At 62.2% G+C, this 15,898-nt stretch carries 10 protein-coding genes and 1 pseudogene; 9 read left to right on the top strand and 2 right to left on the bottom strand.

Annotated elements, in window-relative coordinates:
• Positions 1–295 precede the first annotated feature (295 nt).
• From ACM6IT_RS01225 to ACM6IT_RS01210, 4 genes and pseudogenes are all read left to right on the top strand, one after another.
• Positions 296–1,333 (top strand): annotated as a pseudogene (locus tag ACM6IT_RS01225) (methyl-accepting chemotaxis protein); the annotation flags it as partial.
• A 655-nt stretch (positions 1,334–1,988) separates the two neighbouring features.
• Entirely contained in the window at positions 1,989–3,302 is a 1,314-nt protein-coding gene (locus tag ACM6IT_RS01220; RefSeq protein WP_414917318.1) for an amino acid permease, read from the top strand.
• Complete coding sequence (locus ACM6IT_RS01215; RefSeq protein ID WP_414917317.1) at positions 3,295–4,575, top strand: aspartate aminotransferase family protein; 1,281 nt, start codon at positions 3,295–3,297, stop codon at positions 4,573–4,575. The genes ACM6IT_RS01220 and ACM6IT_RS01215 overlap by 8 nt, the downstream gene beginning before the upstream one ends.
• Positions 4,576–4,584: 9 nt before the next feature.
• Positions 4,585–5,601: a phosphotransferase enzyme family protein gene (locus tag ACM6IT_RS01210; protein ID WP_414917316.1), complete on the top strand. Its 1,017-nt coding sequence runs from the start codon at positions 4,585–4,587 to the stop codon at positions 5,599–5,601.
• A gap of 182 nt (positions 5,602–5,783) precedes the next feature.
• On the opposite strand, the gene ACM6IT_RS01205 is transcribed toward ACM6IT_RS01210, so the two are convergent.
• Complete coding sequence (locus tag ACM6IT_RS01205) at positions 5,784–6,080, bottom strand: DUF6124 family protein (RefSeq protein WP_414917315.1); 297 nt, start codon at positions 6,078–6,080, stop codon at positions 5,784–5,786.
• A gap of 343 nt (positions 6,081–6,423) precedes the next feature.
• A complete protein-coding gene (locus ACM6IT_RS01200; protein WP_414917314.1) occupies positions 6,424–7,506 on the bottom strand; it encodes a sigma-54 interaction domain-containing protein in 1,083 nt (360 codons plus the stop codon).
• Positions 7,507–8,011: 505 nt separating this feature from the next.
• Here ACM6IT_RS01200 and ACM6IT_RS01195 point away from each other — a divergent pair.
• The 5 genes from ACM6IT_RS01195 to ACM6IT_RS01175 all read left to right on the top strand — a co-directional run bounded on the left by ACM6IT_RS01195 (position 8,012) and on the right by ACM6IT_RS01175 (position 15,862).
• Complete coding sequence (locus tag ACM6IT_RS01195; protein ID WP_414917313.1) at positions 8,012–9,085, top strand: ABC transporter substrate-binding protein; 1,074 nt, start codon at positions 8,012–8,014, stop codon at positions 9,083–9,085.
• Positions 9,086–9,099: 14 nt separating this feature from the next.
• The gene (locus tag ACM6IT_RS01190) at positions 9,100–10,323 is read left to right on the top strand and encodes a lipase family protein (RefSeq protein ID WP_414917312.1); all 1,224 of its coding nucleotides are present in this window, start codon (positions 9,100–9,102) and stop codon (positions 10,321–10,323) included.
• 15 nt (positions 10,324–10,338) lie between these two features.
• Positions 10,339–11,547 carry an LLM class flavin-dependent oxidoreductase gene (locus tag ACM6IT_RS01185; RefSeq protein WP_414917311.1) on the top strand — a complete coding sequence of 403 codons (1,209 nt, stop codon included), beginning with the start codon at positions 10,339–10,341 and terminating at the stop codon, positions 11,545–11,547.
• A 4-nt stretch (positions 11,548–11,551) separates the two neighbouring features.
• The gene (locus tag ACM6IT_RS01180; RefSeq protein ID WP_414917310.1) at positions 11,552–13,138 is read left to right on the top strand and encodes an ABC transporter substrate-binding protein; all 1,587 of its coding nucleotides are present in this window, start codon (positions 11,552–11,554) and stop codon (positions 13,136–13,138) included.
• A gap of 141 nt (positions 13,139–13,279) precedes the next feature.
• Positions 13,280–15,862, top strand: a complete 2,583-nt coding sequence (locus ACM6IT_RS01175; RefSeq protein ID WP_414917309.1) for a TonB-dependent receptor plug domain-containing protein — start codon at positions 13,280–13,282, stop codon at positions 15,860–15,862.
• Positions 15,863–15,898 lie beyond the last annotated feature (36 nt).

Here is a 15,898-nt window from a genome sequence, read left to right as displayed (position 1 = left end):
CGTCAGCCCGCGCGGGGTGATCTCTGCCAACAGTCAGGATGTCGGTCGCCTCGGCCAACCGATGGACAACGCCGAGGTGATGGACAGCCTGCGTCAGGGCCAGCCAAAAGTGTTTGTCGACGCCCGGCAAATCACGGTCCTCGAACCCTTGTCGCCGATTGCCGGTGCCGCGCCCTGGGGTGTGCTGGTCGGTGTGCCGCAGAACGTGTTGCTGGCACCGGTCACCACCTTGCAGAAAGAACTCGATGCCCAAGGCGTGCAAAGCACCGCGCTGGAACTGCTGCTCGGCGGCGGCTCGGCCCTGCTCGGCCTGCTGCTGATCTGGTACACGGCGCAACGCATCACCCGGCCGCTGCAAGTGCTGACCCGGGTCATGGAGGACATCTCCCTGGGCGAAGGTGACCTGACCCGGCGCCTGCAAGTGCAATCGAAGGATGAAATCGGTCAGTTGGCGACGGCCTTCAACCGCTTTGTCGAGCGCATCCATCATTCGATCCGCGAGGTGTCATCTGCTGCCCTGGGCGTCAATGAAGGCGCAAGGCGTGTACTGGATGCTTCGAACTCGTCGCTGAGCAATTTCGACGATCAATCGACCCGCACCAACAGCGTGGCGGCGGCGATCAACCAGCTCGGCGCTGCCGCCCAGGAGATCGCCCATAACGCCTCCGATGCCTCGCAACAGGCTTCGTCCGCACGCCAGCAAGCCGAGGATGGGCGTCAGGTGGTGCAGCGCACGATCGAGGTGATGAACGAACTGTCCGGCAAGATCAGCGCCTCGTGCGCCAATATCGAAGTGCTCAACGACAAGACCGTGAACATCGGGCAGATCCTCGAAGTGATCAAGGGCATCTCCCAGCAGACCAACCTGCTGGCGCTCAACGCGGCCATCGAAGCGGCACGGGCCGGTGAAGCGGGCCGTGGTTTCGCCGTTGTCGCCGACGAAGTGCGCAGCCTGGCCGGTCGCACCCAGGCCTCGGCGCTGGAGATCCAACAGATGATCGAGGAGCTGCAGGTGGGCGCACGGGAATCGGTCACCACCATGACCGAAAGCCAGCGCCACAGCGAAGAAAGCGTCACCATCGCCAACCTCGCCGGCTCCCGCCTGGGCAGCGTGACCCAACGCATCGGCGAGATCGACAACGTCAACCAGTCCGTCGCCGCCGCCACCGAAGAGCAGACGGCGGTGGTCGAGGCGTTGAACGTCGACATCACCCAGATCAACACCCTGAACCAGCAAGGGGTGGAGAATCTGCAAGCGACGTTGCGGGCCTGTACCGAGCTGGAGCAACAGGCCGGGCGATTGAATCAGTTGGTGGGGAGCTTTCGGATCTGAGATGCGTAGTGCCTGATGTACCGCCATCGCGGGCAAGCCCGCTCCCACATTTTGACCTCTGTCGTACACAAATCCTGTGTTCACCAGAGATCCCTGTGGGAGCGGGCTCGCCCGCGATGAGGCCGGCACATCCAACATCACTGTCGCCTGACACGCCGTCATCGCGAGCAAGCCACCTCCCACAATTGGATTTTGTCGCCCACAAATCCTGTGTTCACCAGAGATCCCTGTGGGAGCGGGCTCGCCCGCGATGAGGCCGGCACATCCAACATCACTATCGCCTGACACTCCGCCATCGCGGGCAAGCCCGCTCCCACAATTGGATTTTGTCGCCCACAAATCCTGTGTTCACCGAAGATCCCTGTGGGAGCGAGCCTGCTCGCGATGAGGCCGGCACATCCAACATCACCGGCGCCTGACACCATGCGACCGCGAGCAGTCTCCCTCCCACAAGTGACTGTCTCCATCTCCTCAAATCTGGCACCCACAACCAACCACATGGCATGCGCACACACCCGCCGCGCCCCACCCCGAGCGTAGTATCGAAACCGACCTTCAGGGCTCAACCCGCTTCAGGGGGCCCTGCGATGCAACGCTGAACCCCTCCATTTCTCACTAAAACAATAAATCGGCCTTCGGGTCGCGGGAGATTTCTGTGCTCAAGAAAAGTGCGCTGGGCTGGCCCAAGATTGCCGGCCTCGGAATTGCGTTGGTGGTGGCCGGGCAGTTTTCCGGCTGGAACTTCGGGTTGGCGGCCGGTGGCTGGTTGAACATGCTGATCGCCACCTTGTTGATGGCCCTGCTTTGCGGTGGCCTGGCCTTGTGCGTGGCGGAACTGTCGACGGCGTTGCCGAGTGCCGGGGGTGTGTTCGTGTATGCGCAAAGCGCGTTCGGGCCGTTCGTGGGTTATCTGGTCGGCGTGGCCTGCGCACTGGCGCTGACCATCGGCACGGGTGCGGCAGCGACGTTCATCTGCGCCTACACCGAGTCGATTTTCGGCCTCGGCGGCTGGCCGGTGAAGATCGCCCTGTTCGCGGTGATCATCGGCATCCACATGCGTGGCGTCGGTGAGGCCATGGGCCTGACCTTCATCGCAGGCATCATCGCCGTGATCGCCCTGCTCACGTTCGGCGTCGCCATGGCGCCCCACGTCGAACTGGCCAATTTGCTGACATTGCCCGCCAACGTGGCAACGCCGGTGAGCCTCGGCGGTATCTTCGCCTGCGTGCCCTTCGCCATCTGGCTGTTCATCACAGTCGAGCAAACCGGCTCGGCCGCCGAAGAAGCGCACAATCCCGGCCGCACCATGCCCCGCGGCATCCTGGCAGCCATTGGCACTTTGCTGGTGACGGCGCTGGTGGTACTGGTGTGCGCACCGGGTGCCGGTGGCGTCGAGCTGGTCGGTTCGGCGGGCGATCCGCTGTACGCGGCGATGTCCAGCAACAGCGCTTTCGGTGACGGTTCGTGGCTGGCCAAGGTGATTGGCTGCGGCGCGGTGTTCGGCCTGATCGCGACCTTTTTCTCGCTGGTCTACGCCGCTTCCCGTCAACTGTTCGCCATGGCCCGCGACGGCCTGTTCCCGCAATGGCTGGGCAAGACCGGCAAACGCGGCACGCCCTGGCCGGCGCTGTTGCTGATCGGCGCCATCGGCTTGCCGCTGTCGGAAGTGGACCCGGCCACGGTGATGCTCGCGGTCGTGCTGCTGCTCAACGTTTGCTACCTGTTCATCTTCGGCGCCTACCTGCGCATCAAGACCCGCCAGCCGGACCTGCCGCGGCCGTTCACCCTGATCGGCGGCAAACTGGTTGCGTGGCTGGGCCTGGCCCTGACGCTGGTGGTGATCGCTGCGTGCTTCCAGCTCGACATGCTGATGCTGATCGCCCTCGCCGTGACCTTCACCCTGTGCATTTTCAATTACCTGCTGCGCAACCGTCGCACCACCGTCATCGAGGTTCCAGACCATGCCTGAAGACACTCTGCTGCAACGCCGTCATCGCGTGCTCGGCAGCGCCTCGCCGCTGTTCTACGACAAACCCTTGCACCTGGTGCGCGGCGAAGGCGTCTGGCTGTTCGATGTCGACGGTCGTCGCTACCTCGACGTCTACAACAACGTACCCTGCGTCGGCCACTGCAACCCCCACGTGACCGAGGCCATGCACCGCCAGGCCACCACGCTGAACATCCACACCCGCTACCTGGATGAGCAAGTGGTGCGCTACGCCGAACGCCTGACCGCGACGTTTGGCGAGTCGCTGGACACCGCCATGTTCACCTGCACCGGCAGCGAGGCCAATGAACTGGCGCTGCGCCTGGCACGCTTCGCCAGCGGTGGCACCGGCATCATCGTCAGCGACTACAACTACCACGGCAACTCGGCGTCGCTGGCCGAAGTCACCACTGCCCTGCCCTCGCCGGAGCCCTTCGCCGCCCATGCCCGGGCCGTACCGATTCCGTGTCTGTACCACGCACCGGCCGGCACCACCGAGGCGCAACTGGCCGAGCAGTACGCGGCCAATATCGCGGCGGCGATTGCCTCGATGCAGGCCCAGGGCATTCGCCCGGCCGCACTGCTGATCGACACCCTGTTCGCCAACGAAGGCCTGCCGCGGGTGCCGGCCAGTTTCGTCAACAAGGCGGCAAAACTGATCCGCGATGCAGGCGGCCTGTTCATCGCCGACGAAGTGCAGTCCGGTTTCGGCCGCACCGGCGATCACCTGTGGGGCCACCAGGCGCACGGCGTGGTGCCGGACATCGTCACCCTCGGCAAACCGATGGGCAACGGCTATCCACTGGCCGGGCTGATCACCCACAAGGCCTTGGTCGAATCCTTTGGTCGCCACGCCATGTACTTCAACACCTTTGGCGGCTCGCCGGTCGCGGCAGCGGTCGGCATGGCGGTGCTGGATGTGATCGAAGAACAGCAACTACTGAACAACGCACAAAGCGTCGGCGCCTATGTGCAGCAACGCCTGCAAGTGCTGGCGAGCAAGCACTCGATCATCGGCGACGTGCGCGGCAAGGGGCTGTTTTTCGCCATGGAACTGGTGCGCGACCACGCCAGCAAGGAGCCGGCCGGGCTGGAGGCGCGCAAGGTGGTCAACGACATGCGCGAGAACGGCGTGCTGATCAGCAAGATCGGCGCCGGCGACAACATTCTCAAGCTGCGCCCGCCGCTGGTGTTCGGCCGTGATCACGCCGACCTGTTCGTTGACACGCTGGATAATGCGCTCAGCGCGATTTGAGGCCCTGCCATGACTGAATTCCACACTCTCCCCCATGACCAGCAAGTCGCCCGCCTGCACGAACTGGCGCGCCATGCCCTGCAACAGTGGGAAGGCGAGTTCGCCGACATTGAACTGGTGAAGTTCCGCGAGAACGCGGTGTTCTCCGCGCACCGCCACGATGGTCAGCGGGTCGCCCTGCGCATCCACCGCAATGGCTATCACTGCGAAGCCGCGCTGCGTTCCGAGCTGCAATGGATGGAGGCTCTGGCCGGCGCCGGCATCACCGTGCCGCAGATTATCCGTGCGCAAAACGAAAGCCATCTGATCGAAGTCACCCATCAAGCCATCGGCGAACCGCGCCACATCGACATGCTCGCCTGGCTGCCCGGTGCGACTGCCGGCACGTCCGAAGCAGGTGTGCAGGCCGATACCGAAATCGATTTCCTGTTCCGTGAAGCCGGGGCGATCGCCGCACGGATTCACCTGCATTCAGCCGAGTGGCAACAGCCGGACGAGTTTGTCCGGCATGCCTGGGACGAGGACGGCTTGATCGGCGTCAACCCGTTCTGGGGGCGTTTCTGGGAGCTTGCGCAGCTCAGCGATGAGCAACGGGATCTGCTGCAACAGGCCCGGCGCACGGCGCGCAAGGACTTGCGCCAGTATGGTCGGCACCTGGGCAATTTCGGCATGATCCACGCCGACCTGGTGCCGGAAAACCTGCTGATCGAAGGCCCGCGCCTGCGCCTGATCGACTTCGACGATGCCGGGTTCGGCTGGCACATGTTCGAATTGGCCACGGCGCTGTACTTCTGCCTCGATGACCCGCGTTATGAGCAGATCAAGGCGGCGCTGCTCGACGGCTACAACGCGATGAAGCCGCTGACCGAGGCGGATCGCAAGACCCTGGCGCTGTTCCTGATGCTGCGCGGCACCACGTATCTTGGCTGGATTCACACCCGCCAGGGCACGCCGACTGCGATTGAAATGGCGCCGATGCTGATCGAGCGGGCTTGTTTGTTGGCTCGGGAGTATTTGCAGCAGTAACGATGCTTTTGTGGCGAGGGAGCTTGCTCCCGCTGGGCAGCGAAGCGGCCCCAAAACCAATCAATGCGGTTATCCAGATGAACCGCGTTGCCAAGGTTTACGACTGCTGCGCAGCCGAACGGGGCGGTGCGGCGTTCCGACAAGCCCCCTCGCCACAGAATTACCTTCTGCTTCAAAAGTGCCTATCCCGCCGGGTCAAGCCTGTCCAACACCCGATTCACCGCCAACTCCCCCAGCATGATCACTTGCGCGATGCCCAGCAGGGTGTTGCGGTGCGTGCCGTCCAGGAAACCCGCCAGGTCATGGGCCATGACGTTCGCAGACGCCAGCGATTCGCAAGCGTGAACCAGCAGGGTTTCGGTGTCGATGTCGGGGTTGATGGTAAACAGTGTGGAGGGTTTGTGCGGGGAGGCCATGATGTGCAGGGCCGGGTTGGGGCAAGCGTCGTTGTTCGGTGGATCAGGGGTAACCTTCAACATCCTTCGGTCTCCAGAACTGAAGCTGTCACCGATTCGCTGCTAAACGAAGGGTGGCGGCTGTACGCAGGTTAGCAGACCGGGGAGACTCGAAACCGGCGCGCCCGAAGACGCCCTGCGCACAGCTGCCATCAAGTGCAGGGATGGGGAATACCTGACTTATTGGACTGCCAATGCGCTTCAAGTCACCACGGGCTGCTAAACCCGATCACTGGAAATCAGTGACGCGGACCAAGTTACCGATGGCCTCCAAGGCGCACAAGCCGGCGGATTCTGGCGTAGCTGTAGGCAATGCCGCAAGGTGTTGTAGCTTGCAGGACGTTACGCCTACAGCCGTTAAACATGCTCACGACTCCCCGACCGACAATGGCTTGTTCAACTCACCAATCTTTTCCAGCCGCGCCCGAACGATATTGCGGCTGATGTTCAGCAACCGTCCGGTCTGCAACTGGTTGCCATGGCAGAATCGGTAAGCAGCGCGAAAGATGGTCTCCTCAATATGTTCATACAGGTCTGGAATGTTCTGTTCGAACAATGCGTTGAGCGCCGCTTCCAGGTTTACCGGTCCGGCAGCGGCGTGGCCCGTTTGCACCGCTTGCTCCTGCTCATGGCGGATGCCCGAGGAACGCATGTCCACCAGGTGCAGATCCGCCGGAGCGACCCGCTGATTGCGGCACACCAGCAAGGCATGGTGAATCGAGTTTTCCAGCTCACGGATGTTGCCCGGCCAACTGTGCTCCAGCAGTTTGCGTTCCGCCTCGATGCTCAACGTGGCGCGGTTGTAGCCCAGTCGCTGGCAATGCTCTTCGAGGAAAAACTCAGCCAGCGGCAGGATGTCTCCCGGCCGTTCACGCAAGGGTGGAAGGCGAATCGTGGCGACGTGCAAACGGTAAAAAAGATCCTCGCGAAAGTGCCCGGCAACCACCGCATCCGCCAGGTTGACGTTGGTCGCGGCCACCAGGCGTACGTTGATTGGAATGGGCGTACGCGACCCCAGGCGCACCACTTCACGTTCCTGCAAGACCCGCAGTAACTTGACCTGCATGTTCAACGGCAGATCACCGATTTCATCGAGGAACAGCGTCCCGCCATTCGCGGCTTCGAACCAACCGGCTTTGGTCGTGGTCGCGCCAGTGAACGCGCCTTTTTCATGGCCGAACAGTTCACTTTCCACCAGGGTTTCGGCAAAGGCACCGCAGTTGACGGCAACAAAGGGTTCACGCCCCCGGCGGCTGAGGTGGTGGATATGCCTTGCGACCAGTTCCTTGCCGGTTCCGGTTTCACCAATGATCAGCGTATTGGCTTCACTCGGGGCCAGGCGCTCGATGCGGCTGAGCAGTTCCTGGGAGCGCGGGTCCTTGAACACCAGGACGGTGGCCCGGACCGACTTGGTCAGTTCGCGAGCGTTTGGATGAGTGATCAGCGACATGGTGCATTCCTGGCAGTAAAAGCGCGTGCTCAATAGTGCATGAAGATTGTTAGACTAAAAAATTATTAATTAGTATTTACATATTCCTAATATGAATATGCCAGTCAGTTGTTCCTGGTCTGCTGCCAGAGCAGCAATTGGCAAGCATCAGCCTGCTTGCAGATCAGCAACCCGCCCGCTTCAGCGCTACCGCCAATTCCTCTACAAGCCCCGCCGTAAAAGGCCTGCAGCCGTTTTTTCGAGCGATGGCATGCAATCTGCTCTGTCCCTCCCAACACAAACACACAACACGCCCCCTGTATGAGCTGGCTTGCCAGCGATGGCGTCCGCAAACGTGCCGCAAGGCTTGAAGGCCTCATCGCCAGCAAGCCGGCTCCTACAAGGGCAATCGCGTGGTTTTTCGTAGGAGCTGGCTTGCCGGCGATGGCGACCGCAAACGTGCCGCAAGGCTCGAAGGCCTCATCGCCGGCAAGCCGGCTCCTACAGTCGACTCAGGGAGATTTCAATGAAACGTTTCTGGCGCAACAGCCTGGTCGCATTGACCGGTTTACTGCTCAGTGCCACCGCACTGGCCGAACAGGCACCGGCTTCGGTGAAGATCGCCATCGTTGCCTACACGCAAGGGGGCAAGCCGGTGTTTGGCGGTATCGCCGGCCGAGTGATCGAGGACGGCTGGCTTGAACAGCAACTGAGCCAACGCGGCGTCAAACTTGACTGGATCGCCCTGCCCCACGCCGGCGCCGGTCCGCAGATCAACGAAGGCTTCAGCAACAACAGCATCGACTTCGCCGTGCGCGGCGACCTGCCCTCGGTGATCGCCGGCGCGGGTGGCGTGCCGGGCAAGCTGATCGTCCCGGGTGGCAGCGGCAACAATATCTATCTGGTGGTGCCGGCCGGCTCCGAGGCCAAGAGCATTGAAGACCTCAAGGGCAAGCGCCTGGCCCTGCATCGCGGTCGTCCCTGGGAGTTCGCTTTCAGCAACTTCCTCGCCAGCAAAGGCCTGAAGCTCGACGATTTCAAGATCGCCAACCTCAATCCACAAGTGGGCGCAGCGGCGGTGTCCGCCGGCAAAGTGGATGCGGCAGTGCTGCTCAGCGAGGCCTATGCCCTGGAAGACAAGGGTGTGGGCAGGATTCTCTGGTCGACCAAACAAGGTGCCAACGACTGGCGCCTGGTGTCCGATCTCTGGGGCACCGACAGTTTCGTCGCACAACATCCGGACATCACTCAGCTCCTGGCGACGGCCTGGGTCAAGGCTGCGTGGTGGATTTCCCAGGAACAGAATCAGGACGCCTATTACCAGCTGTCCTCCCGCGCAGGCACGGCAGAAAGCGTGCTGCGCCGCGATGACTTGAACGATCCCGTGGCCTGGAAAGAGCGCTGGGCACCGAAGAGCGATCAACAGCTCAAGGCCCACTACCAGGCACTCACGGCCTATGCGTTGGCCAATCATCTGATTCGCGACAACTACGACATCAGCCCTTCGCTGGCCACCGGTTTTACCAACCAGGCGCTGATCGATCTGAAGCTCACCGACTACTGGCCGGCCCTGCGTGGCCAGGTCAGCAACAATCCATGAATAGGGAATTTGTGATGAAACTGCCGCAAAAATTCGTCTTCGGTCTGAGTGTCCTCGCGCTGTCCATGGGTGCCATGGCCGCAGGTGCACACGCGCCCAAACCCGACCCGCTGCAAGGTGATGGCCGCGTCTCGGCCTTCTACACCTGGCAAGAGACGATTCCGTCCACGCCGGGCAAGCTTCTGCGCAGCGAGCCATTGGAAAGAACATTGAGCCTGCCCAACGCGGCCAGCGCTCAACGGATTCTCTACAGCTCAACCGACGGCGTTGATAACAAGACCCCGATCGTGGTGTCGGGCACCTTGTTCCTGCCCAAGGGCAAGGCACCCGCCGGTGGTTGGCCGGTCGCCAGTTGGGGCCATGGCACGGTCGGTGTAGCGGACGTGTGCGCGCCGTCCTGGCAAGGCCGCTCCTATCGCGACGTGCAGTACCTCAGCCGCTGGCTGGACGAAGGTTATGCCATTGTCGCCACCGATTATCAGGGCCTCGGCGTACCCGGTGGCCATCCGTTGCTGAACAATCGCATGGCCGCCTACGGCATTCTCGATGCGGCCAAGGCCGTGGTCGCTGGCGTTCCGGGGCTGGCCAACAAAGTGTTGATCGTCGGTCAGTCCCAGGGCGGTGCGGGTGCGTTCGCCTCGGCAGCCTATGCCCCGACTTATGCGCCAGACCTCGGCGTCAAAGGCAGCATCGGCACCGGCGTGATTTACACCGTGGGCGCGAAAAACGTCGGTGAACAGGACCCGGATAAAGTCGATGCGTCCCTCGCCTACGGCTTCTACACCTTGCTGGCTGCCCAGCAGTACGACCCAAGCATCAACCCCAGGGACTTCTACACCGACAAGGCATTGCCACTGTTCGAGCAGGCCCGCACCAGTTGCCTGGCGGCGTTGGTCAGCGACGTGATCGGCGTCGGCCTGACCCCGGCCAATGCGAAAAAGGACTACAAGGGCGACCAGCTTGCCCTGTGGCAGAAACAAGTGTCCTACCCGACGCTGAAACTGGCCCAGCCGATTTTCATCGGCACCGGTGCCGAAGACAAAACCCCGGCGGCCTCGACCCAGGTTGCGCTGATGCAGGACGCCTGCAAAACCGGCTCGGTGGTTGAGGGCCATCTCTACAAAGGGCTGGGCCACAGCGAAACGGTCAACGCCTCGCTCAAGGACTCGGTGCCCTTCGCCCACAAGGTCATCAACGACCAGCCCATCACCCCGATCTGCAGCCCCACTGTGCAGTGAGACGGAGCCCTCGACATGAGCATTGAATTTTTCACCCGCCTGCCCCTGCATGGCGAAACCCAGTTCCTCCCCGGAGACCCGCGCAACCGTGGCGACTGGCACCGTGGCGGCCCGAGCACCGGCGCGGTCTCGGCGTTCAACGTGGGCGACCACTTCACCTACATCGATTACCTGGGGCAGATCGCCAGGGCCGCAGAGATCAACGGTTTCGGCGGCGCCCTGATGGTCAATGCGCCCTCCGGCGAGGAGCCCTGGACAGTCTGCTCGTTGCTGGCCCGGGAAACCCGTACGCTGAAATTCGTCACGGCGTTCCAGCCCTATCACTACACGCCGTGGGTGGCGGTGCAGCAAGCCGCGACCTATCAGCGCGCCACTGGCAACCGCCTGGTCTGGAACATCATCAACGGCGGCTCGGACGCGATTCAGCGCCAGGTCGGTGACTTCAGCGACCACGATGAGCGCTATGAACGGGCCATCGAGTTCATGGATGTGGTCAAGGGCTATTGGCACAACGAAAACTTCCACTACGAGGGCAAGTTCTACAAAGCCGAAGGCGGTGGTTTACGCGGGCCATTGAAGAAGGCCGAGCTGCCGCTGATCTGCACCGCTGGCTCATCGATCCCGGCTCGGGAGTTCGCCGCCAGACACGCCGACTTCTACCTGATGCGCGCCGAGCATCCGGATGAAATTGCCGCGCTGATTGCCGATATTCGCGAGCGTGCCTTGAAGTACGGGCGCACCGACATTCGTTTTGGCTTGTCGATCGATGTCATTACCCGGGAGACCGAGGAACTGGCCCGCACCGAAGCCAAGCGTTTCTTCGACGAAGGCATCGCCAGAGGCGCGGTCAAGGCTGTGGCGGCCCATGCCGGACTGCGCACCGCGCGCAAGCTCAGCTACGAAAACCAATTCGCGCAAAAGGCCGAGACCCAAGGCTTCGACGACTTCTTCATCCACCCCAACGTCTGGACCGGCTTCGGCTACATCGGTATTCCGCCCGGTTGCGCGCTGGTGGGCAGTTACGAGAATGTCGTGGCGCGGATTCGCGAGTACAACGCCATCGGCATCGATCTGTTCTTCCTCGCCGGCTACCCGCACCTGGAAGAAGCCTATCGCCTGGGCGAACACATCCTCCCGCACTTTCGCACTGAGCGCGTCCAGCTGAGTCGCCCGTCAGAAGCGCCGCTGGAGCTGCGTTCCGCCAACGGCCCGGTCGGAGCCTGATGCCATGAGCGACGATCACTCATTATTCAGCCGCCGGGATTTTCTCGGCCACAGCGCGCTGCTGGGCGGTGGCTTGCTGCTCGGTGGCGGACTGCTCGCCGGCTGCAGCCCGAGCAGTGACAAACCGGCCGTGGCCGTCGCCACCGACGATAATCCGCGCTACGGCGGACGTCTGCGCCTGGGCATTCTCGACGGCAACCAGAGCGGTAACCTCGACGCGCACAAGCCCATCGGCAGCGGCATCGTTCGCGGCTTTGCCCTGTACAGCAAGCTATGGGAATGGGACGAGCAGATGCAGCCGCGCCTGGCCCTGGCCGAATTCGCCGAGCCGAATGCCGATGCCACCAGCTGGACCCTGCGCCTGCGCCCGGACCTGGAGTTCCACCATGGCAAAACCATCGACGCCGATGACCTGATTTTCTCCATCCGCCGCCTCACCGACCCGCAGCTGGCGTCGCCCTATGCCGCGCTGTTGCACTGGGTGGACCGCGACAACCTGGTCAAGCTCGATTCACGTACCGTGCGCCTGAACTTTCGTGAAGGCCGCAGCTACATGCCGCTGGCGGAAACCTGGGTCAACTTTGGCGGGATCGTGCCGGTGGACTATCACCCGGTGTCCAACCCGGTGGGCGCCGGTCCCTACAAACTGAAAAGCTTCACCCCGGGTCAGCGTTCACTGTTCACGCGGTTCGAGAACTATTACAAGGACGGCAAGCCGTACGCCGATGAACTGGAAATCATCGATTTCAAGGACCAGGTTTCGCGCCTGGCGGCACTGCGTTCCGGGCAAATCGACATGGCCAACGTGATGCCCACCGAACAGTTGGAGGTGCTGCAACGCGACCCACGACTCAAAGTAGTCAAATCGGTGACCGGCAACTGGCTGTCGTTCGACATGAACCTCGACAAACCGCCATTCAACGACCCACGGGTACGCGAGGCATTCCGCCTGTTGGCCGACCGGGAGGAGCTGGTGCGCCGGGCGCTCAATGGTCAGGGGCGCGTGGCCAATGATCTGTACGCACCCAGCGACCCCACCTTCAACCACACCCTGGGACCGCGCCCTCACGACCCGCAGCGTGCGGCGCAACTGCTCAAGGAAGCCGGGCATGAAAACCTTGAACTGGAACTGGTGACGACACCGGGGCCTGGGCTGACTTCCGCGCTGGTGCTGGCCGAACAGGCCAAGCGCATTGGCGTGACCCTCAAGGTCAAGCAGGTTGATCTGGCTACATTCCAGGGGCCGTTGCGCAACGACTGGACGCTGAGTACCGGCGGCAGCATCGGCGCGCCTTTCCTGGCCAGCGCGATTCACACCGACGCGCCGTTTGCCGTGTCGAACAAGACCCATTTCAACGACCCGCAGTTCAGCGAGTTGTTTCTGGCGGCCATGGCCCAGCCCGACCTGGAGAAGCGCAAGGCCCTGGTCCACCAGGTCCAGCAGATCCAGTACGAACGCGGCGGCATGTTGATCTGGGGCTACGCCGATCTGCTCGACAGCGTGGCCAACCGCGTGGGTGGCGCGACGGCCGAAGAGTCGCTGTTCAGCACCTGGCGCTTTGAAAAGCTCTGGTTGAAAGACACCGCATAACCAGACACCACCGCCCTGTAGGAGCCGGCTTGCTGGCGATGGCGTCGTAACGGCCACCATTGCCATCGCCAGCAAGCCGGCTCCTACAAGGTGCTGCGTGTTTGCGCAAATCAATGAATTCATCTTTCGAGGCACATTTTCATGCCCTCTATCGGCTTCGTTCGTCCCGCTTCTGGCCACGCCCTGGCATTGGTCATCGTTTCTACCCTGTCGACAGCGACCTTTGCCGCCGACACTCAACTGCAAACCGTCACTGTTCAAGCCAGCGCCGGCGATTCCGACGATGACGCCCTGCCCACCCGGCCCGAGTCTTCGATCTACGGAGGCATCGAAACCAAGGTGCTCGACACCCCGCGTTCGATCTCTCAGATCAATGCCGAACAGCTGGCCGACGACCCGATCCGCAGTTCCGACGATCTGGTCAAATACGCACCCGGCATCACTCGCGGTGGCGGCCAGAACGCCGGGATCGCGCCGCAATTTCGTGCCCAGGGTTCTGAAGTGTTCCAGGACGGGCAACGTGCCTACGGCGTGCGCCATCCAGCCAACTTCAACGCCTATGAAGGCGCCGACATCGTCGCCGGTCCGTCCTCGGTGACCTACGGTTCGGTGTCAGGCAGTGGCGGTTACGTCAATTACCTGAGCAAAAAGCCGAACTTCAATGAATTCAAGACCAGGCTCAGCGGCGAGGTGGGCAGCTGGGTGCCGGACGGTGAATCCCGCGACGCGACAAAATTCAGCGTCGATAACACCGGGCCGCTGAGTGACAACCTGGCTTATCGGATCAGCATCACCAAACAGCGTCAGGAAGACTTCTACGACAACGTCGACAACAACTTCGATGCGTTCTACGGCGCCCTGGCCTGGCGCAATGACAACGTGCGCGTGGACTGGAATGCCAGTTACGACGACTACTACGACTACAACATCACCCACGGCTGGAACCGCGCCAACCAGGAACTGGTGGACAGCGGCAAGTACTACGCCGGACGGGCCACGCCGATCATCCAGAACGGCAACACACTGTGGTCGCCGGTGCTGGCCTCCGGCGCGGCCGATGCGCCGACCCTGGGCTGGGTCAAACGCCAACGCAACGCTCAAGGGAAATACAGCGTGGTCGACGGCAGTTTCCAGACCGCCTCCCCCAACACCCGAAGCAACCCTGGCAGCCTACGCGGCTGGGTCTACGACCCGTCGCTCGCCGGCAACGGCCTGACCTCCCTGTCGTCACAAACCGGCCAGCGCGATGAGGATGAAAACACCTCACGGCGCTTCACCACGCAACTGCGGGTGGAGGCCGACCTGACGCCGACCATCACCCTGGCCAACAACACGTTTTACCAACGCTCACGGGACATGACCGACGCCGTCGGCTCATTCCAGGTGCAGTCCAAGGACAACATTTTCGATAACCGCTTCGAGTTTCGCTCGCGCAACGAAACGCAGCTGGGCGGCTTGACCTTGCGTGATGACAGCAATACAGGACTGATCTACCGCCGCGAGCTCAACCAGTCGATCGCTGCCAACAACAGTTTCGGCTCGACCATCAATGCCTATGACCTGACACAGGACCCTTCGGGCAAGAACCCGGGGAGCCTTCTGGGACTGACCGGCTCCAACCCCGCCGGCGGTAACGGTGCCTGGATCGGCCAGGCTGGCGTACCACAGTTTTCCAACCTCTACGGCTGGCTGAACCTGCCGCCGATGTACCCGGCCGGCCATGGCTTGTACGCTGAATCCGTCGCGCCCTACACCGCTGAAAGCACCTGGACCACCCAGACCTTGTTCACCCAGCACAACCTGCGACTGGGTGAGCGAGTCGGCCTGAACATCGGCGCCAGCCGCAGCTGGATCGATGCCGAAATCGATAACCCGTTCGTGCTCGCCGGTGGCAATCCGCGCAAGGACAGTGACAACTACCGACTGTTTGCCTTTCAGGTCAGCCCCTACATCAAGCCGACCGAAAACAGCACGCTCTACTACACCTTCGATCGCTCCCTGGCAGTCAACACCGGGTTCTTCTCCAATGGCCTTGGCTGGGGCAGCGGCGCGGGCGCGAACCTGCTCAATCCGTTGGCGTTCGAAAGCCTGAGTGTCTTGCACGAAGTCGGGCTGAAAGTCGAAGCCGTGCCCAACGAATTGTTCATGACCCTGGCAGCGTTCAAGCAGGAACGGGATCAATCACCCGACAGCAACAACAACATCGCGCGACTGGTGATCAAGGGCGTGGAATCGAGCATTCGCTACCAGCCTGACGATCACCTGCGCACGGCGTTGAACCTTACGAAACTCACCGCCTACAACGAGTTCGCCTCCCAGGCCGGTTTTGCCTCGGCCGGGTTCATCCCCGACAACGGCACGGTGTTTGGGGACAACAACAGCCTCAACCAGCGGCCTTCGGGGCGTTTTGATGCGGTGCAGATTCCCGAATACACCGCCAGCGGCTACGTCGACTACCGCTTCGATTCAGGCTTTGGTGCCGAGCTGTCCGGGTGGTGGACCAGCAGCTGGTACCTGAACCTGAGCAAGACCGTGAAGGTCCCGGACGAGTACAACCTCGACCTCGCGGTCTACTACCGCCAGCCCCAATGGAGCACCACCTTGCGCGTGCTCAACCTGACCAACGAACTGAATTTCGTCAGTGGCCTGGCCGGCTCCACCAACACCTTCCTGCAACCCATGCCCGGCCGCACGTTGCTGGCCCAGGTCGATTACCAGTTCTGAAGCAGCGGCCAACCCACTTATTTCCATCAGGAGTGT

Origin of the sequence: Pseudomonas sp. IT-P4, assembly GCF_949767755.1 — a bacterium.
GTDB lineage: Bacteria > Pseudomonadota > Gammaproteobacteria > Pseudomonadales > Pseudomonadaceae > Aquipseudomonas > Aquipseudomonas monachiensis.
Note: the sequence above shows the minus strand (reverse complement) of the source record. Positions and strands in the feature narration are given on the sequence as shown.